This is a genomic window from Sphingomonas sp. ATCC 31555, assembly GCF_000282895.1.
GTDB lineage: Bacteria > Pseudomonadota > Alphaproteobacteria > Sphingomonadales > Sphingomonadaceae > Sphingomonas.
On sequence record NZ_ALBQ01000007.1, the window covers coordinates 52572 to 69640 of the forward strand.

Sequence of the window (17069 nt, forward strand, 5' to 3'; positions counted from 1 at the left end):
GTCATGCAGCCCTTCCCAACTGGGATCGAGTTTTGGGACGCCCTTAGTCCTCCCGAAACCCGTTGCGGGTGAGTGGCGAGACACGTGATCTACCAACAGGCGCGAGACAATAGCGTTAACCGATATATCTGCTATGCTGGATATATGGAAATCGATTCGGCAATCGCTGCTCTTGGTGCGCTCGCACAGGGAACACGGCTCGATGTGTTTCGCTTGCTGGTTCGCCATGAACCGACCGGACTGGCGGCCGGTGAAATCGCCCGTCAGCTTGACGTGCCGCAAAACACTATGTCGGCGCACCTCGGTATCCTCGCCCGCGCCGGCTTGGTCCGATCCGAACGGCATAGCCGGTCGATCATCTACCGCGCCGATCTGGGCGGCCTGCGCGCGCTGACCCTGTTTCTCGTCAAGGACTGCTGCGCCGGCTCGCCCGAACTATGTGTGCCGCTCCTCGCCGAACTCGCCCCTTGCTGCTGAAAGGACGCCCCTTGGCCATTGATATCGTCATCTATCACAACCCTGCGTGCGGCACGTCACGCAACGCCCTCGCCATGATCCGCAATGCCGGCATCGAACCGCATGTGGTCGAGTATCTGAAAACCCCGCCCGCACGCGCGCTGCTGGTCGAGCTGATCGACCGCGCCGGCATGACGCCTCGCGAGCTGCTGCGCGAGAAGGGAACCCCCTATGCGGAGCTGGGCCTAGGCGACACGTTCCTGTCCGACGACGCGCTGGTGGACGCGATGATGGCGCATCCGATCCTCATCAACCGGCCGCTGGTCGTCTCGCCGCTCGGCGTGAAGCTGTGCCGCCCTTCCGAAGCCGTCCTCGATCTGTTGCCGAGTGGCCAGCTTGCCGCGTTTGCCAAGGAAGACGGCGAACAGGTGGTTGATGCTTCGGGCCAGCGCGTCGCCTGATGCTTCTTGCCGTCCTGATCTTCGTCGCGACGATCGCGCTCGTCATCTGGCAACCCAAAGGCCTCGGCATCGGGTGGAGCGCGATAGGCGGGGCCGTCGTGGCGCTGCTCGCAGGCGTCGTCACCTTGTCCGACGTGCCGGTAGTATGGGGCATCGTCTGGAACGCGACGGCCGCGTTCGTTGCGATCATCGTCATCAGCCTGTTGCTGGATGAAGCCGGGTTCTTTGAATGGGCGGCGCTGTACGTCGCCCGCTGGGGCGGGGGGCATGGTCGTCGGCTGTTCGTCCTGACCGTGCTGCTCGGCGCGGCGGTGTCCGCGCTATTCGCCAATGATGGTGCGGCGCTGATCCTGACACCGATCGTCATCGCCATGCTGCGGGCGCTGGGGTTCAAGGACAAGGCGACGCTGGCTTTCGTCATGGCGGCCGGGTTCATCGCCGACACCGCAAGCCTGCCGCTGGTCGTGTCGAACCTCGTTAACATCGTGTCGGCTGACTTCTTCAAGATCGGGTTCGGTGACTATGCAGCCGTGATGGTGCCGGTCGATCTGGTGTCGATTGCCGCCACACTGGGCGCGCTGCTGATCTTCTTTCGACGTGATATACCGCGAAATTACGACGTGGCCGCGCTGCGTGCGCCCGGTGCCGCAATCCGCGACACCACGACCTTCCGCGCCGGATGGATCGTCCTTGCCCTGCTGCTCGCCGGCTTCTTTCTGCTGGAACCGCTCGGCGTCCCGGTCAGCGCCGTAGCCGTTGCCGGCGCGATCTTGCTGCTGGTGACTGCGGGGCGAGGCCATGTCATCCAGACCGGCAAGGTGCTGCGCGGCGCGCCGTGGCAGGTCGTCATATTCTCGCTCGGCATGTACCTGGTCGTCTATGGCCTGCGGAACGCGGGCCTGACCGATCATCTGGCGGCGCTGCTCGACCGCCCCGCCCAAGGCGGGGTGTGGGGCGCGGCGCTGGGAACGGGCGTGATCGCGGCCGTCTTGTCGTCGATGATGAACAACATGCCGACCGTGCTGTTAGGCGCGCTCTCGATCGACGCGACCCACGCGACGGGCGCGATCAGGGAAGCAATGATCTACGCCAACGTGATCGGCTGCGATCTCGGCCCCAAGCTGACGCCGATCGGCTCACTCGCCACGCTGCTGTGGCTGCACGTCTTGGGGCAGAAGGGCGTGCGGATCGGATGGGGCTATTATTTCCGGGTCGGGGTCACGCTCACCGTGCCCGTCCTGCTCATCACCCTTGCCGCGCTCGCGCTGCGGATCGGACTTACCTGATGCCCCTTCGCGACCTTGCCGACCCCGAATATCTGCCGGCACTCGATACCGCCTATGCCATCCAGCGGCCGGCGCTGGGGCTGGGCGCGATCGATCCGGCGCCGCGTATTCTCCTGCTCTATGGCTCGCTGCGCGAACGATCCTATTCCCGGCTGTGCGTCGAGGAAGCGGCGCGTCTGCTCCGCTTTTTCGGCTGCGAAACGCGCCTCTTCGATCCGTCCACCCTCCCGCTACCTGATCAGCACGCTGGCGACGATCACCCGGCCGTCCATGAGTTGCGCGAGCTATCGATGTGGTCGGAAGGGCAGGTATGGTGCAGCCCCGAACGGCACGGACAGATCACCGGCATCATGAAGTTGCAGATCGACCACTTGCCGCTCTCGATGGGTGGGATGCGTCCGACGCAGGGCCGCACGCTCGCCGTGATGCAGGTGTCGGCCGGGTCGCAGTCGTTCAACAGCGTCAACACGCTGCGCGTGTTGGGCCGATGGATGCGGATGGTGACGATCCCCAACCAATCGAGCATCGCTAAGGCGTTCAACGAGTTTGACGACGCCGGTCGCATGAAGCCGTCTAGCTATTACGATCGGATCGTGGACTTGATGGAGGAACTGGTGCGCTTTACCGTCCTGCTGCGCCCCCACACCGTCCAGCTTATCGATCGCTACTCGGAGCGCAGGGAGGCCGGGATGCCGATCAATCCGGCCACGGACCTGTCGAACATCGCGACCGCGCCACAGTCCTGACGCCTTTCTCGATTGGGAACCCGTAGCGAGACAGCCGGGGAGTTTGCGCTGATCGCGCGCGTCGCGACTGCACGGTTTTCCCAAGTCTGTTCCCCAATGGGTTTTCCCAACATGGCCAGTTGAAGATGGAGAAACGGGACGATCCGCAAACGTGCGTATGTGTGACGGAGCGCCTGTCCGGCTCGATCGGCATCGAGCGGTGTCACCTAACCCGTCACGCAATCTATGCACCTCAATCGGTTCCGGCTCGGGGCGGAATGACACGCTAAGGACCGATCCTTAGACCCCGTGCCGGCTGCGCCCCCTCCAGTCAGGTCGGCGTCGCGTCGGGAGGGGGGCCTTGCGCGATCGACCATTCTCTACCGGTCCTGGCCTGAAGCCGCTCGACGATCTTTTGACCTCGCTCGGCGAATATCTCGTCGAGCGCATCGACGAGCTTCGTCCAGTCGTTCGACCCTCCGATATAGAACCCGAAGCGGAAGCCTAGATTGACGATGAAGCGCCCTTCATCCTCCTGGATCTCCATTTCATCGTTGACGGAATCGTGTTCTGCAACATGGGCATATCGCTTGTTCCGCATATCGATGATTTCGTCATGGGCGCTGCGCAACGCCTCGGGCAGCGCGTCGCGAGCGAAGCCGCTGCCGCTCCCTCCGGTGTGAAGCCGGACATAGGTGGCGACGAAGGCGGTCGTTAGCATGTCCAATTCGAGGAACGCGGCCATATCCGCCTTGAAACGATAGACGGCCAGCTTGTCCCTGATGTGCTTCAGGACCGTCACGTGGTAGAAGGACAGCGATAGTCGCGAGAGCTGTTTCAGCTCCTTGTCGGCGGCTTCCAAGACTTTGCGACCGTCCTCGGCACGCGCGTAGATCGCTTCTTGCCATTCTCGCGGCAGATACTGGATCGCCTCTTCGGGTACGACATAATAGGCGCCATCGTCGTCGTCATCTGCGTCCGTGTCACTCATGCTCGTCTCTCAATTCGCGTCGCCCACGGTAAGGGCCGCGCTGCTGCCGTCGACCTTTCCGGCAAGTCCGGGCACTTCCTCCAGTTGGCGCAAATCGCTGAAGCCGCCGCGCTCCTCGCGGTAGCGCACGATCTCCGGGCCATGCCCATTGAGACCCGGAACAGCGTCGAGTTCTGCGGCGCTGGCGGTATTGACGTTGGTGGCGGGCATCGTGATCTCCTTGAACGCGCATCGTGCCATCTGTCGCGACGGTCGCAAGAGGAACCGTCCCCCGCGTTGCGGCGAATGGTTCAACTCTCCTGTTCCCCTTTCGTTCGCGCGAGTGTTACAATGGAGGGTGAAGGGAATCTCTGATGCTGCCTCTGATGCAGCCGGTCCCGCTTGCCGACGTGCCGCAGGGGACCATTCTCCGGATCGTTGGTGCAGCAGGAGCCGGCTTTCCAAGCCCTGCCCAAGACTGGCAGGACGACGCCATAAGCCTGATCGAGTTGCTGCGGCTCGATCGGGCGGCAAGTTTCGTCTTCCGCATCAGCGGATCGAGCATGATCGACGCTGGCATCCACGACAACGACGTCGTGGTGGTCGATCGCGACACGCGCCCCGTCGAGGGGCATATCGTTATTGCGATCGTGGATGGCGGCTTCGTGTGCCGTCAGCTCTGCCGGAGACGCGGCGACCTCCTCCTGGAAGCGCGGAACGCGCAGCAAATCTACGAGCCGACACCCGTGGAAGGGGTGGAGATATGGGGTGTCGTGCGGACCGGCGTCCGCGACTATCGACGCTAGCGCCGTGTCATGGGCAATCGTCGACATAGCCAATTTCTACGTCAGCGCGGAGCGATTGTTCGATCCGGCCCTGCGCGATGTGCCCGTCATCGTCTTGTCCAACAACGATGGCTGCGCGATCGCGCGCAGTGAAGAGGCGAAGGCGCTGCACGTCCGTATGGGCGACCCGGTCTTCAAGATGCGCGATCGGATCAAACGCCACGGAATCCAGCTCCGATCGAGCAATTATGAACTGTATGCCGACCTCAATCGACGCTTCAACGCGGTCATCGCCGATCACTCCGATATGGTGGAGATCTACTCGATCGACGAAAGCTTTTTCCGGCTGCCGGTGCTGCCGGACGGCCTCGGCAACGTCGTGGCCGCGCACGCGGTCCGCGAGGATATAGCGCGATCGGTCGGCCTGCCGACCCGGATCGGCTTGGGTCCGACCCGCACGTTATCCAAGGTGGCAAACGCCTTGGCGAAGGCGACCGAGAAGGTGTGGGGAGGGGTGGTCGATCTCCACGACGTCGAGCTGCGCCGGCGTCTGTTCGACCAATGGCCGGTAGGAGAAGTGTGGGGCATCGGGCACGCGCTGGCAGCGCGGCTCCGCCCGCTCGGTGTGAAGACGACGGCGGACTTGGCCGCGCTACCTCCGGCGGTCGCACGCGATGTGGGAACGGTGGTGCTGGAACGGCTCGTGCGCGAGCTGGGTGGGATCGAGTGCGACGACTTCAAGGTGGCGCCCGAACCGCTCAAGGCGACCGCAGTGACGCGGCAATTTGGCGCGCCCGTCTCCGATCTCGCCGAGCTGCGCGAAGCGATGGCGCGCCGCGCAGCGCGTGCGGCCGAGAAGATACGCGCGCAAGGACTGGCGGCGAGCCGGTTGATCGCCTTCGCACATGGCTCGCGTTATCGCCCGAACCCGCCTTCGGCATCCCGATCGGCGCGGCTGTCCCCGCCGACCAACGATCCGCGCATCATCGTGGGGATCGCGGGGAAGATGATGGAAGCGATGTTTCAACCGGGAGGCGTCTATACCAAATGCGGCGTCTTGCTGGAGGATCTGACAGCGGAAGGGGCGGGGCAGGCGGACCTCTTTGCGACAGCCGATCCCAAGGCACCCGCGCTGTTGGCGGCAATGGATGGTCTCAATAGCCGGTTTGGGAGAAACACGGTCATCTTGGCGGCGCAGGGGTGCGGTGCGCGGTCGTTCGATACGAAGCGATCACAGAAGAGCCCGGCATGGACGACCCGGATCGGGGAGATACCCGTTGCGCGATGAAGCCGTTAGCGGCTCCGGTCCTTATCGCGCGGTGCAGGTGCCTGCACCTGCGCCGCGCGGCCGATCTCGCCGTCCAGTGAACCGCCAGCCTTGATCCGATCGGCGACGAGCTGGCGCGTCGACTCCCTGATCGTTGCGACCATGCGGGCGCTTTCACCCCGATTGGCCGCCGTCTTCATGGCGGCATCGACAATCGCTTGCGCGGGCGAAAGGCGTGGATCGGCATGGTTCTTTTCGGGCGTGTTCTTGATGAAAAGCTCGGCAAGCCGCTCTTGCCCGGGTGAATGGCCGGGGGGGAGGATCGGCCGCTCCAGCGCCCGCACGGCGCGTTGAAGCTGCGCCGATTGCTGACCGTTGATCTGCACGCCCAGGGCGGCCCCGATCTCACGCACACGCTCAAGGGGCGTTTGTTGGGCGGTAACGACGGCATCGACCTGCCGCACGCCGAGATAGGTCAAAAGGTGGGACTGGTAGATCGGACCCTTGGCGTGCCGGACATAGGCAAGCTCGGTTCGTGCATTCGCGATGGCAGTAGATGGCGCGCTTTCTCCGATCAATTCGCGCAATCGTTCGGCCGCCTGCTGTCGGGCGGCGGGCAGGTAGCGTTCCAGTTCTTCGCGCGCCTTAGCGAGGGTGACGCGATAGCGTTGCCCCTCGGGTGGCGCGCGGTTCGGAAGCATGGCAATCCCGGCGGGACCGATGCGCGCCTCGGGCGCGAGGTCGCGCTTGACTGCCGCTGCGGAAAGAACCGCGGCCATGCCGCGATGATCCCCCGTTAGAAAGCCGTGCCGGGATGCCTCCATCCACTTGTCTTTGTCGATCGCGGCGATGCGGATCGGGTGTCCGGCCTCGCGCGCGAGCTGCGCCGCGTGGTGGCGCATGGTGCGCCCATTACCTTCGCGGAAAGGATGGATGGCGTTGATCTCGTTGATGTGGTCGCCGAGCCGGTCGAAAAACTCGTCTCGAGGAAGTCCGCGAAAGCCGCTTTGCGCGCCCATGTCGGCAAACCGCTTGTCGAGTTCACGCGCGACATAGGGCACGGCTGCGAAGCTCGAGCCGCCCTTGGCGATGTTGACGGTCCGGTCCTGCCCCGCCCAATCATAGAGGTCTTGAAACAGATGCTTGTGAAGCGCGCGATAGCCGTCGGTCGTCGCTGGAAAAGTCAGGCGCGCGGCCTCTGCGCCGCGCGCCTGCGTTAGGCGCCGCTCAGCTTCGATGAGCGTCTTTTCATCGGTGAGCCCGAGCCGGTTTCGAAGCGTCTCGGTGCCGGGATACGTGTAAGGATCGCTTGCCAATGTCAGGCAGCGATCTGGCGGGTTCCGGGCGGATAGAGACTAAGGATGATCGAGGGCATGAGTGCGGGAGGCACACCCTCGTCGAGCATCATCGCGAACATCGCGTCTTCATCGATGGTCGGCGTCATGTCTTCAATCACGAGATTGGCGCGGGACTCCGCGACATCCTCGCGCCAGAGCGCGATCTGTTCGGGAGTGCCGCGTTCGAAATCCATCTGGCGGATGCGCTCGCGCAGCGCTTCAATATCGATCTGGGCCATCGCGTCATCCTTTCTATCTTAACCTTACTCTCCCCGGCGCGATTCCTCAACAAATCACTCGACGCGGCAGTCACTCGGTTCACCATGTCCCGCGCCCGTTCGGGCGCGGGATGATCGCCGCAACTATCAGTATTCGTTGGCTAACATGATGGTCAGCACACGCTTGGTCTGGTGCTCATCCCACGGCACTTCGCTGCCATAGGTGAGCGTATTATCGTAGTAATCCACTTTCCAGAACACTGTCTCGGCAATCGTCTTCTCGTCTTTGGGCCGCTCCTGCGTCCACCCTCCCGTCGCGAGGCGATAGACCGCGCCGAAATCATGTTCCCCATAGGGGTCATTGTCTCCGTCGAACCGGGAAAATCCCACGATCGCCGCCAGTGCCGCAAAGCGGTCGGCATCGGGAAGGGACTGAAACCCTAGCGTGACGTTGGCAATGGAAGCCGTGCCGGGATTGCTCCGGGCCGCATCGTTCAGGCGACGGATGGTGTCGAGTTGTTCGGGGCTGCGCATAACTGATCCTCCTGCTGCATGGGCCGCAAGGCCGCTCGGCCTCACGGCCCTGCCTGTCCGGCGAGGACGGGATGGGGAGGGGGAGCGAGAATCTACTGCTGGCGCGGGCGAGCCGCCCTAGTGCGGTCGGCGCTTTGCGCCGGGTGCCGTGCTTGGCGGATTACACGGGCGGTCGATTGTCGTTCGGGAACGAAAGGGCGGCGCCCTTGGTGTTCCCTCGCGCCGATCGCGCGATGCGCGGGCGGCGAGGACGGCGCGGTGCGGATCTCCGCACGGCATTCTTGCGCGCAAGCGCGCCGTCATGACGGCGCGGTGCGTGCGTCGCGAGCGGCGATCACCAGCTCGACGATGCGGGGCTGATGGAAAAGCTCGCCGCGCTCGACGACGGCAAGGCCAGGACCATCCAACACGTCGCGGATGCGATCTTGCACCACGTCTTCCAGTTCACCGGCCAGAACCCAGAAATGGATCGGGTCGCGCTCGCGGCCTACGGCGCGGAATTGGTCGCACTCGGCAACGGCCTGAGCCAGCGCATTGAGCGCGGCCATCCCAAGCGCACGCTCGAAGGCGAGCTGCGCAAACAGGCGATGATGGGACATGGAAAACCTCCGTGTTGCCGTGATTGGCGACGACAGCGGGAGGTGCGCGGAACGCCGGGTCACAGGACCGCGAAGCGGCCGGCTTGCCGGACAGCGGGGGAGCCGATTTACGCAGTGAATTGGGGGGACCGCTGATCCTTGAGGCGGCGGGCCGCGTCCCTCACGATGGGAGGAGACTGACGGACAGCCCTACCAAACAACGCCCGCCCACCAGGGCGGTCGATCAGGTGATTTTCTGCTTTCGTTCTCGTTCCCGCTGACTCATAGAATTGTCATGCCGATCATGGCCGAACATCGCTGGCTTTACCCGATCGACTGGCCCGAGCTGTCGAGAGCCATTCGCTTCGGCCGCGCCAATGGGCGGTGCGAGCATTGCCATCGCCCGCATGGTCAGCGCGTATTCCACTTGGGCGACGGACGGTGGTGGGACATGGATCGTCGGCAATGGCGAGACGGGCGCGGAAGGCGGATCAGGGTCGGGGCGATAGACCTCGTGGCGATCGTCCGTATCACGCGGGTCTATATCGCCTGCGCCCACCTCAACCATGATCCGACCGACAACGCCCCGCGCAACCTGGCTGCGCTCTGCCAGCGGTGCCACATGATCCACGATGCTGACGAGCATCGGCGTCGTCGATGGCTCAATGCCTATCGCCGGCGCGCTGTGGCGGACCTGTTCGCGTGGTTCGAAGCGCGCTCGATCATGGCGAACGAGGGTGTGCCACGTGGCACACCTATGCGAACATTGAACATGCGAACCCACGAACCTACTTAGGAGCTGGCCTTCGTGGCTTCGGGGTGCTGGGGGGTTCAATTCCCGCAGGCTGGCTGATTATCGGTGTCCTCTTTTTGGCCCTGGCGCTTCGCTATGCGAGCGTCATCTTCATGGAGGGATTGCCTATGATTACACGTTCAAAATCTCGCGCTCGCAAGGCGCACAAGGTCAAGAACACCAACCTGAACCCAGTGACTAACGTGATGAAGCTCTGTTCTGTTTCTTTCGAAACCGTCTGGGCACTGATCGTTGGCTGGTCTGCTGGTGTGGCCGGCCCCGCACCATCGGCGCAGTTGCGCCAGCGTCACCAGTAGGGGGCGGGAGAGCGGTCTTCCGCCCTTTGCTTTTGCGGCTCCCGGCAGCGCTAAACGCGGACTTATATGCTCGTGGCTGTTTCAAGCGACGAATGACGGCGCGCAGCATTAGGTAGGAGCGCAGCGAGATCGGCTCGCGCGAAATAGCAGAACGGGGAAATGGAATGGATACCTTCAACGCTGGCGTCCAATATAACGATTTCAAGGGGACTGTTGCGGCGGACATTTCCGACAACGTGGCGCTTGCCGATTATCTGGTGTCCTTGGGGAAGGCCGAAAGTGACGAGCGTGTCGTAGGATTCAGGATCGCTTCCGGAGAGAACCGGGGCACCCCTGTGACTGACGTGTCGCTGGTGGCATACCTCCTTCGATCTGCTGAATTTGAGCCTGCTCCGGCAGCGGTGCGCGCCGTCGAGGTGCGCGTTACGCCAGGAGAAGCCCTCGCCTTCTTCAAGCGCTTCGACCTCGTGGCGACGCGGCGCGGCGTGGATTTCAGCGGCACGCACGTGGATGGCCCACACTACGACTGAGGCTATAACTTAGCCGCAATCGCGCCGCCCGTCCCTTGTGGGCGGGCGGCGCGCGCTGGCCTGCAAGGGCAGCGGGCGCGACAGCCATGCGGGGCATGGCTGTCGCGCTGGCGGCGAGGGCGCTGCTGAGACAGAGGGAAGGGGGCCGATTATCACCGGCCCCCCGATCAGATCAGGCCATTTCATCGTCGGCAAATTCGCCGCGCTCCATGTCGTCGTCCTCGATCCCGTCACCGTCCATGTCGGTGTCGAAATCCTCCGGGTCGGCCTCGGGCTGATCGAACGCGCCAATCTTCATGGGGGCAGGTAGCCACCCTCCCGGAAGCCGTCCCGACACATTGACGGCAAGATCACCCTTCTTCTTGATGGTCGCGCAATTCTCGGCGCTGGAAGCACCGCATTCCTCGCGCAACAGGTCGATCATCGCGGCTCGTCGCATCTTGTCGAACAGTGCGATGGGGGCGGTCCAACGGGCTGCGATGTCCACGCCGGTCGCGCGCGCGATCTGCTCGAAATGGTGATGCCGACTGCCGGGGGAGCCACCCGCGAACACAGTGCCGTCAACGGTCATGGCGACAAGGCCCGCCAGCAATGCCATCTTGTCGTCGCTGGTCATGGCGCGGATTGCGTCGAACCGGCCTTCGGTGGGGATCGATGCGAAGCGGGTCGCCATCACTTCCTCGACGGGGCGAACGTCGCTCGTTGCCATAAGCTCGTCGGCCACATCGGTCGCGACCGTCTTGGCCTGAACCTCAAGGGCCATTTGGTAGCTGTGCGCGCCGTGGAGCAACTGGCCTGCAAGGCTGTCCAGCATGATGTCGAGCGCCAGCGCCGGGTCGGCCGCGACGGCTTCCTGCACGATCTGCGTCTTGATGCGGGTCAGGTCCGCGAACAGGCTGTTGCTATAGAGGGGTTGGGGTTCACCGCTGCTCGCTTTGGGCTTCGCCTCGGCCTTGGCGCGATAGAAGCTCTTGCCGAGCGAACCGTCATGCGAAACCCATAGCGCCACGCCCCCGACTGCGACCTGCTCCGCATTGAACGCCCGCATTCCTTCGGTGATGGTGTCGCGCTCGTCGGACAGCGGCTCGATGCCGTCGCTATCTTCGCCCTCGGCCTCGGCAATCGCCTCGATTTCGGCATCGATGGCGGCAAGCCGCGCCACCTCGTCCTCGGTCGGCTCGCGGGTGGCCGGATAGATGCTGCCCTTCATGTAGAGATCATAGGGCCGTTCCAGCGTGGCGCGGACCTCGTGCCAACCGATCGCTCGATATTCATCCGCAATGCCGTCCAGCTTTTCTTCGGCCAGTTCCTGCACAAGCTCGGGCTGGTCGGCAAAGCCCTCCGCTCCTTGGCTGAACAGGTCCACCGTGATCGTCCCGCCCTTCGCCTCATAGGCATCGCGTCCGACGAAAAGAAACGCACCGCTGGTGGTGTCCACCTTCTCCGTGGTGAGCATCCGCCGGATGGTGTGGGCGTGACCATTCGCCGCCTTGCAGACCTTGATCTGCTGGTCGTGATCCTCGGTGAGGGTGAGCGCGCGCGCCGCCTCAAGCGACAACTGGTCCTTGGCGATCAGGTCGATCAGCGTGGGTGCGAGCGCGGAAAGGCGAAGCATCTTGTAGACGAAGCTGACTGCCTGACCGAACCGGGCTGCGATTTCCTCGGCGTCCATGCCAGTGTCGCGCAGTGCCGCAAAGGCGCGGATGCTGTCGGCGGGGTGCATGTCCTCGCGCTGGAAGTTCTCCGCGAGCGACAGTTCGATGGCCTCTTCCTTGGTGCGGACCTCGACGGGGAAGGTGTCGCTGTTCTTGATCCGCTTGCGCTTCGCCAGTTCCTTGAGGCCCCGATAGCGCCGCCCTCCGGCGAACACATAGAACAGGCCCTCGTCCTCGTAGGCGACAAGGTTCTGCAACAGGCCGTGCGCGGCAATGTCGTCGGCCATCGCTTCCACGGCGGAAGGCTTCACGCGCCGCTGATTGAGCGGGGAAAGGCGAAGCTGCGACAGCTTGATGGTGGTGATACCCATGATGAAACTCCTGTGATCTGTGGTGTCGATTGGGGGGAAAGGGTCAGCCTTCGAGGCTTGCCAGCTCGTCGAACTCGGCTGATGCGCGGGACGCGGCGTCGCCTGCATAGGTCGCGCCGGATCGTGGATAGAAGAACACGCGGTCGCCTTTGGCGTAGGGGGTGCCGTCTGCACTGGTCCCGCCCACCTTGGCCCGTTTCCAGTAGGGATCGCCCTTGTATCGGGTGTAAGCCATTGTCCTTTCTCCTTCTTCCTGCGGCTGAAAGCCGGTTGCCGCAGCAACCGGGTCTGCCTCTCCGGCGAGGAGCGGGATGGGGAGGGAGGAGGAAAATCGATGGCCTTGGCGCGGGCAGGCCGCCCTAGCGCGGCCGACGCCCATCTGGGCGTCGGGTGCCGCGCTTGGCGGACAACACGGGGGCGTCTATTTTCCTTCGGGAACGAAAGGGCAGCAGCCCTTGTTGTTCCCCGCGCTGGCGGGCCTCCGGGGGAGGGCCGCGGCGCTAGGCGAGTGAAGTCGCGCCCATCGGGCAGCGGCGACAGGTGTGCCATGTGGCACACCTCACGCGAGGATCGTTACCCTTTGGGCCGAGACGCCGGCACGGTGGCTCGGTCGGCGTACGCCAGGGCGCCGATAGAGCCGTGCCCGGCAGGGTCGCGCCCGACTTGGTTTGGTTCAATGCGACAGGGCGTCGATAACCTTGCATTCGGCAACGATGCTGGCGTTGCAGGTGTCACCCCACTGCGCGATTTCCGACCTCAGCGCTGTAAGGTCGGCCAGCTTGCGATCGATTTCCGCGATGTGGACCGCAGCTATCTGGTCGGCCTCGGCACAGGAACCGCGCGGATCATCTGAAAGCCGCAGGAGCGCACGAACCTGATCCAGGGTGAAACCCAGATCACGCGAGCGTTTGATGAACGACAGGCGATCAAGGTGCGAGCGATCATAGAGTCGATAGTTGCCACCGCTACGGATGGGAGCGGGAACCAGCCCTTCTGCCTCGTAGAAACGGACCGTCTCTATCTTCAACCCAGTGCGCTTTGCGATCTCACCGATTTTCATCGCCGAACCTCTTGACCCTCTAGTAGGATGAGGGTTCATATAGGGCGTCTGATCCACGAATCGAGCTTCGATAATGGCAGACGCATGTTGCTCATCAAAACGCGACACGATCGCGGAACTTGGTCGCAAGGCCGAGCAGCGCCGCGTGCTCATCATCGTGATGCTCATCAATCTCGCGATGTTCGTGGTCGAGTTTGGCGGCGGCGTCGTCGCGCGTTCCTCTGCCTTGATGGCGGATTCGGTCGACATGTTCGGCGACGCGGTGGTCTATGCGCTCAGTCTCTATGCATTGCATCGGGGTGCGCGCTGGGGGGCGGGGGCAGCACTGGCGAAGGGTGGCATCATCCTGGCTTTCGGCGTCGCGGTCATTTTCGAGATCGCTGACAAGATTGCGAACGGCGTTCCTCCGGCATCGGGCTTGATGCTCGGGGTTGGCAGCGCCGCGCTGGTTGCGAACCTAATCTGCCTCGCGCTGCTCTGGCGCTTCCGTCGTGAGAATGTGAACATGTCGAGCACGTTCGAGTGCTCGCGCAATGATGTCGCGTCAAACGTCGGGGTTCTCGCGGCTGCCGGATTGGTCGGCCTGACCGGCTCGGCTTGGCCGGACATCATCGTCGGCGGGTTGATCGCCGTGATCTTCCTGCGCTCGGCATGGCGCGTGCTTGGGGAAGCCTGGCCGGCATGGCGTGCCGCGAAGGCACCGGCTCGCGAGTTATTGCAATGACATGGAAACCTCTCCGTGGTAAGGGCGGGTTCGTGCGAGCCTTTTTGCCTCTCCTGACATGCCTGATGCTGGTCCTCACCAGCTTCTCCGGCATGGCTCATGCCGCCGATCTGGCGGGGGGAAGCATCGCGGGCGTCGAGTTCACAATCCATACCGATGGCGACATCGATCAAGTGCCATCGGATTCGGACAAGAATGTCCCGCATCATCACAATTATTGTCACGGACACGACGTCGGCGCGCCTGCGCGCACGACGATGGAATATACCCCCGTCCTCACAGTGCCCAAGCCGACAATCTCCGCCTCTGCGTCGCTCGACGGCCGCACCGGCATGGTCCATTTGAGGCCCCCCCAAGCCTGACGTCCGATTTGGGCGTGCGTTGGCGCGCCCCTGTCGATCATCGTCAGGAGTCCTATTTTCATGCATCGTATCCTCTCGGCCATGCTGGCCGCAGCGTCGTGCGCCACTATGGCGCAGGCGCAGGTCGGACCGTCCGCGCCTTTTGCGCAGGACGCGCCGGTCTACACGCTTGACCAAGCGGTCAGTGCAGCGGGCGGTTCGGCCCCTGCTGCCGAAGCGGCGACAGCCGCGGTCGATGCGGCCCGTGCGGGCCGCACGGTCGCCGGACTGCGGCCCAACCCGGTTGTCCAAGGCCAGGTTGAGAATGTCATCGGCTCGGGGCCGTATCGTGGGGTCCGCAGCGCGGAATCCACGGTCGGCTTTGCGATCCCGATCGAGCTAGGCGGCAAGCGCGGCGCCCGCGTCGCGGTCGCCAATGCGCAATTGTCCCGGGCCGAGATCCAGGCCGCGATCATCGCGGCAGATGTCCGGCTTCAGGTGACGCAGCTTTATGTCGAGGCGGTCGCGGCCGATCGCCGGGTTACAACAGCCCGCGACCAGGCCCGGATCGCCAGCGACGCGCTGCGGGCCGCGAGCGTTCGCGTGCAGGCGGGGCGGGCCTCCCCGCTCGAGCAACAGCGCGCAGATGTCGCGCGCATCAATGCCGACGCCAATGTGGAGCGGCAGCTTCGCTTGGCGGAGGCGGCGCGGGCCAATCTGGCGCGCCGGATCGGTCGACCGATTGACGGTGCGCTCGATGACACGCTGCTCGATCGCCTGCCGGGGGCGAACATTTATGGGCCGGTGGCACCGGTCGAGGCGACCGGCACGCTCGCGCTGGCGGCGGCGAACGCGGATTTCTCGATCGCGGAAGCGGGCGTGCGGCTTGCGCGCGCCAATCGCGTCCCTGACCTCAATGTCGGGCCTGCGATCCGCCGACTGGAAGCGACCAATGACATGGCGGCGGTGTTCACCGTGTCGATCCCGATCCCGGTGTTCAACAATGGTCGCGCGGCGATCGCGCAGGCGACCGCGCAGCGGACGCAGGCGGATGCACAACGTCGCGTGACCGCGCTCGACATCGAACAGGCGATCACGGACGCGCAGGCGCAGGCGGCCAATGCCGCAACGACGGCTCGTGCGGCGTCGGGGCCGGCGCTGGCGGCTGCACAGGAGGCGGCCCGCATCGCGCGGATCGGTTATCGCGAGGGCAAGTTCGGCCAGCTCGAATTGCTCGATGCGGAACGCACACTCGCCGAGACGCGGGTCGCCGCGATCGATGCGCTTGCCAAGTACCAGAATGCCCGCGCGCAAGTGGAGCGACTGACCGCTCGTGCGCCCAATGGGGGGAATCAGTGATGAAGAGCTTTTATCTCGCGGGCGCGGCGTCGCTCGCCCTGCTCTTGGCTGCCTGCGGCGGCAAGGATGGCGGAAACGAGGCAACTGCCGAAGGCGCAGCTGCCAATGAGACGGCAGCGGGCACGGAAAAGGGCGGTGCTGAAGGCGGTCATGCCGGTGAAGGCGTCGTCACATTGGGTGCCGACCAGATCGCCACAGCGGGCGTCCAGGTCGGACGGCCGATCATCGGCGGGGCCGGGACGATCGAGCTGCCCGCGATCATCGAGGGCGACCCACAGGGAACGCAGGTCGTCTCGGCCGCAATTGCGGGACGCGTGGTCGCGCTCACCCGTAACCTCGGCCAATCGGTCGGACGCGGCCAGACCATTGCGGTCATCGAAAGCCGCGAGGCGGCGCAGATCAAGGGCGAGGTCGAGGCGGCGCGGGCGCGGCTTCAGCTCGCTAATTCGAACCTCGCGCGCGAACAGCGGCTGTTCGCGCAGAGAGTCTCCCCTGAACAGGATCTGATCGCCGCCCGCACAGCGGCGACGGAGGCGCGGATCGCCCTGACGCAGGCGCAGAGCATGGTTTCGGCGGCGGGTGTCGGCGGCGGCGGGCTCAACCGGCTCGGCATTGCCGCGCCGATCTCGGGCCAGATCATTGCGCGCCCCGTGACGCTGGGACAAACGGTCGCGGCGGATGCCGAACTCTATCGCATCGCCAACCTGAGCCAGGTGTCGATCGCGCTTAATCTCAAGCCCGAGGATGCGGGCCGGGTGCGTCCCGGCAATACGGTGCTGGTGAAGGCGGCAGGCCGTCAGGCGACCGCCCGCGTGACCTTCGTGTCGCCGGCGCTTGATCCGCAGACGCGGCTCGTGCCTGCGCTCGCCACCCTCGACAATCGCGGTGGCGAATGGCGGGTCGGCGAGCCTGTGACGGCAGCCGTGCAGCTCACGGGCAGCGGCGGCAGCGGGGCGGTCCGCGTGCCGACGACGGCGGTCCAGAGTTTCGAGGGCAAGTCGGTCGTGTTCGTGCGCACGCCCACCGGCTTCAAGGCGACCCCGGTCCAGCTCGGCGATGCGTCGGGCGACACGGTGATCGTCCGGTCGGGCCTGACCGGCAACGAACAGATCGCCACCACCGGAAGTTTCACGCTCAAGGCCGAGATCGGCAAGGGCGAAGCGAGCCACGAGGATTAAGCCATGATCGCCCGTATCGTAACCTGGGCGGTCGAGAAGCGCTGGCTAGTCCTGCTCCTCACCGTCATCGTCGCCGCCATCGGCGCCTTTTCCCTCTACCGGCTACCGATCGACGCGGTGCCGG

Annotated in this window: 22 protein-coding genes; 13 read left to right on the forward strand and 9 right to left on the reverse strand. The window is 64.5% G+C overall.

From position 1 onward, the window contains the following. The first annotated feature begins 144 nt into the window (after positions 1-144). Genes B215_RS0103550 through arsH form a run of 4 tightly spaced genes read left to right on the forward strand, consistent with a single transcriptional unit; the run spans position 145 to position 2949 of the window. A complete protein-coding gene (locus tag B215_RS0103550) occupies positions 145-477 on the forward strand; it encodes an ArsR/SmtB family transcription factor (protein ID WP_019368252.1) in 333 nt (110 codons plus the stop codon). Next, complete coding sequence (arsC, locus tag B215_RS0103555; RefSeq protein ID WP_173644882.1) at positions 438-917, forward strand: arsenate reductase (glutaredoxin); 480 nt, start codon at positions 438-440, stop codon at positions 915-917. The genes B215_RS0103550 and arsC overlap by 40 nt, the downstream gene beginning before the upstream one ends. Continuing rightward, positions 917-2203 carry an arsenic transporter gene (locus tag B215_RS0103560; RefSeq protein ID WP_019368254.1) on the forward strand — a complete coding sequence of 429 codons (1287 nt, stop codon included), beginning with the start codon at positions 917-919 and terminating at the stop codon, positions 2201-2203. Before arsC ends, B215_RS0103560 begins: the two co-directional genes overlap by 1 nt. Next, a complete protein-coding gene (arsH, locus tag B215_RS0103565) occupies positions 2203-2949 on the forward strand; it encodes an arsenical resistance protein ArsH (RefSeq protein WP_019368255.1) in 747 nt (248 codons plus the stop codon). The genes B215_RS0103560 and arsH overlap by 1 nt, the downstream gene beginning before the upstream one ends. 310 nt (positions 2950-3259) lie before the next feature. Here arsH and B215_RS0103570 read toward each other — a convergent pair whose 3' ends face one another. Both B215_RS0103570 and B215_RS0103575 read right to left on the reverse strand, forming a co-directional pair. Further along, complete coding sequence (locus tag B215_RS0103570) at positions 3260-3919, reverse strand: hypothetical protein (RefSeq protein ID WP_019368256.1); 660 nt, start codon at positions 3917-3919, stop codon at positions 3260-3262. Positions 3920-3928: 9 nt separating this feature from the next. Continuing rightward, a complete protein-coding gene (locus B215_RS0103575) occupies positions 3929-4129 on the reverse strand; it encodes a helix-hairpin-helix domain-containing protein (protein ID WP_026008901.1) in 201 nt (66 codons plus the stop codon). 140 nt (positions 4130-4269) lie between these two features. Between B215_RS0103575 and B215_RS0103580 the strand changes: the two genes are divergently transcribed. Both B215_RS0103580 and B215_RS0103585 read left to right on the forward strand, forming a co-directional pair. Then, entirely contained in the window at positions 4270-4704 is a 435-nt protein-coding gene (locus B215_RS0103580) for a LexA family protein (protein WP_026008902.1), read from the forward strand. A 4-nt stretch (positions 4705-4708) separates the two neighbouring features. Beyond that, complete coding sequence (locus B215_RS0103585; protein ID WP_026008903.1) at positions 4709-5971, forward strand: Y-family DNA polymerase; 1263 nt, start codon at positions 4709-4711, stop codon at positions 5969-5971. A 5-nt stretch (positions 5972-5976) separates the two neighbouring features. On the opposite strand, the gene B215_RS0103590 is transcribed toward B215_RS0103585, so the two are convergent. The 4 genes from B215_RS0103590 to B215_RS0103605 all read right to left on the reverse strand — a co-directional run bounded on the left by B215_RS0103590 (position 5977) and on the right by B215_RS0103605 (position 8638). Continuing rightward, complete coding sequence (locus B215_RS0103590; RefSeq protein WP_019368260.1) at positions 5977-7266, reverse strand: Fic/DOC family protein; 1290 nt, start codon at positions 7264-7266, stop codon at positions 5977-5979. A gap of 2 nt (positions 7267-7268) precedes the next feature. Then, the gene (locus tag B215_RS0103595) at positions 7269-7526 is read right to left on the reverse strand and encodes a hypothetical protein (protein ID WP_017503786.1); all 258 of its coding nucleotides are present in this window, start codon (positions 7524-7526) and stop codon (positions 7269-7271) included. A 126-nt stretch (positions 7527-7652) separates the two neighbouring features. Next, positions 7653-8039 carry a DUF3768 domain-containing protein gene (locus tag B215_RS0103600; RefSeq protein ID WP_019368261.1) on the reverse strand — a complete coding sequence of 129 codons (387 nt, stop codon included), beginning with the start codon at positions 8037-8039 and terminating at the stop codon, positions 7653-7655. Positions 8040-8338: 299 nt separating this feature from the next. Further along, entirely contained in the window at positions 8339-8638 is a 300-nt protein-coding gene (locus B215_RS0103605; protein ID WP_019368262.1) for a hypothetical protein, read from the reverse strand. A gap of 274 nt (positions 8639-8912) precedes the next feature. Here B215_RS0103605 and B215_RS0103610 point away from each other — a divergent pair, with 274 nt between their 5' ends. The 3 genes from B215_RS0103610 to B215_RS0103615 all read left to right on the forward strand — a co-directional run bounded on the left by B215_RS0103610 (position 8913) and on the right by B215_RS0103615 (position 10257). Next, positions 8913-9413 carry a hypothetical protein gene (locus B215_RS0103610; protein ID WP_019368263.1) on the forward strand — a complete coding sequence of 167 codons (501 nt, stop codon included), beginning with the start codon at positions 8913-8915 and terminating at the stop codon, positions 9411-9413. A 74-nt stretch (positions 9414-9487) separates the two neighbouring features. Further along, complete coding sequence (locus B215_RS21195) at positions 9488-9727, forward strand: hypothetical protein (RefSeq protein ID WP_125977912.1); 240 nt, start codon at positions 9488-9490, stop codon at positions 9725-9727. A gap of 164 nt (positions 9728-9891) precedes the next feature. Continuing rightward, positions 9892-10257 (forward strand): hypothetical protein, encoded by a 366-nt coding sequence (locus B215_RS0103615; protein ID WP_017503420.1) that lies wholly within the window; start codon positions 9892-9894, stop codon positions 10255-10257. Between the two features lie 172 nt (positions 10258-10429). Here B215_RS0103615 and B215_RS0103620 read toward each other — a convergent pair whose 3' ends face one another. From B215_RS0103620 to B215_RS0103630, 3 genes are all read right to left on the reverse strand, one after another. Next, entirely contained in the window at positions 10430-12283 is a 1854-nt protein-coding gene (locus B215_RS0103620) for a ParB/RepB/Spo0J family partition protein (RefSeq protein ID WP_019368264.1), read from the reverse strand. Between the two features lie 43 nt (positions 12284-12326). After that, a complete protein-coding gene (locus B215_RS0103625) occupies positions 12327-12518 on the reverse strand; it encodes a hypothetical protein (RefSeq protein WP_019368265.1) in 192 nt (63 codons plus the stop codon). Between the two features lie 438 nt (positions 12519-12956). Next, a complete protein-coding gene (locus B215_RS0103630; RefSeq protein ID WP_019368266.1) occupies positions 12957-13343 on the reverse strand; it encodes a MerR family transcriptional regulator in 387 nt (128 codons plus the stop codon). Between the two features lie 73 nt (positions 13344-13416). Between B215_RS0103630 and B215_RS0103635 the strand changes: the two genes are divergently transcribed. The 4 genes from B215_RS0103635 to B215_RS0103650 all read left to right on the forward strand — a co-directional run bounded on the left by B215_RS0103635 (position 13417) and on the right by B215_RS0103650 (position 16945). After that, the gene (locus B215_RS0103635) at positions 13417-14067 is read left to right on the forward strand and encodes a cation transporter (protein ID WP_019368267.1); all 651 of its coding nucleotides are present in this window, start codon (positions 13417-13419) and stop codon (positions 14065-14067) included. A 65-nt stretch (positions 14068-14132) separates the two neighbouring features. After that, positions 14133-14429: a hypothetical protein gene (locus B215_RS0103640; RefSeq protein WP_019368268.1), complete on the forward strand. Its 297-nt coding sequence runs from the start codon at positions 14133-14135 to the stop codon at positions 14427-14429. Positions 14430-14489: 60 nt separating this feature from the next. Then, a complete protein-coding gene (locus B215_RS0103645; protein ID WP_026008904.1) occupies positions 14490-15767 on the forward strand; it encodes a TolC family protein in 1278 nt (425 codons plus the stop codon). Next, complete coding sequence (locus B215_RS0103650; RefSeq protein ID WP_004212877.1) at positions 15767-16945, forward strand: efflux RND transporter periplasmic adaptor subunit; 1179 nt, start codon at positions 15767-15769, stop codon at positions 16943-16945. Before B215_RS0103645 ends, B215_RS0103650 begins: the two co-directional genes overlap by 1 nt. Positions 16946-17069 lie beyond the last annotated feature (124 nt).

Excerpts from the sequence above, each read along its gene's own strand:
- B215_RS0103620 (WP_019368264.1), bottom strand. The coding sequence starts at position 12,283 with ATGGGTATCACCACCATCAAGCTGTCGCAGCTTCGCCTTTCCCCGCTC.
- B215_RS0103595 (WP_017503786.1), bottom strand. The coding sequence starts at position 7,526 with ATGGCCCAGATCGATATTGAAGCGCTGCGCGAGCGCATCCGCCAGATG.
- B215_RS0103615 (WP_017503420.1), top strand. The coding sequence starts at position 9,892 with ATGGATACCTTCAACGCTGGCGTCCAATATAACGATTTCAAGGGGACT.
- B215_RS0103630 (WP_019368266.1), bottom strand. The coding sequence starts at position 13,343 with ATGAAAATCGGTGAGATCGCAAAGCGCACTGGGTTGAAGATAGAGACG.
- B215_RS0103600 (WP_019368261.1), bottom strand. The coding sequence starts at position 8,039 with ATGCGCAGCCCCGAACAACTCGACACCATCCGTCGCCTGAACGATGCG.
- B215_RS0103550 (WP_019368252.1), top strand. The coding sequence starts at position 145 with ATGGAAATCGATTCGGCAATCGCTGCTCTTGGTGCGCTCGCACAGGGA.
- arsH (WP_019368255.1), top strand. The coding sequence starts at position 2,203 with ATGCCCCTTCGCGACCTTGCCGACCCCGAATATCTGCCGGCACTCGAT.
- B215_RS0103570 (WP_019368256.1), bottom strand. The coding sequence starts at position 3,919 with ATGAGTGACACGGACGCAGATGACGACGACGATGGCGCCTATTATGTC.
- B215_RS0103650 (WP_004212877.1), top strand. The coding sequence starts at position 15,767 with ATGAAGAGCTTTTATCTCGCGGGCGCGGCGTCGCTCGCCCTGCTCTTG.
- B215_RS0103625 (WP_019368265.1), bottom strand. The coding sequence starts at position 12,518 with ATGGCTTACACCCGATACAAGGGCGATCCCTACTGGAAACGGGCCAAG.
- B215_RS0103645 (WP_026008904.1), top strand. The coding sequence starts at position 14,490 with ATGCATCGTATCCTCTCGGCCATGCTGGCCGCAGCGTCGTGCGCCACT.
- arsC (WP_173644882.1), top strand. The coding sequence starts at position 438 with ATGTGTGCCGCTCCTCGCCGAACTCGCCCCTTGCTGCTGAAAGGACGC.
- B215_RS0103605 (WP_019368262.1), bottom strand. The coding sequence starts at position 8,638 with ATGTCCCATCATCGCCTGTTTGCGCAGCTCGCCTTCGAGCGTGCGCTT.
- B215_RS0103640 (WP_019368268.1), top strand. The coding sequence starts at position 14,133 with ATGCTGGTCCTCACCAGCTTCTCCGGCATGGCTCATGCCGCCGATCTG.
- B215_RS0103560 (WP_019368254.1), top strand. The coding sequence starts at position 917 with ATGCTTCTTGCCGTCCTGATCTTCGTCGCGACGATCGCGCTCGTCATC.
- B215_RS0103575 (WP_026008901.1), bottom strand. The coding sequence starts at position 4,129 with ATGCCCGCCACCAACGTCAATACCGCCAGCGCCGCAGAACTCGACGCT.
- B215_RS0103610 (WP_019368263.1), top strand. The coding sequence starts at position 8,913 with ATGCCGATCATGGCCGAACATCGCTGGCTTTACCCGATCGACTGGCCC.
- B215_RS0103635 (WP_019368267.1), top strand. The coding sequence starts at position 13,417 with ATGGCAGACGCATGTTGCTCATCAAAACGCGACACGATCGCGGAACTT.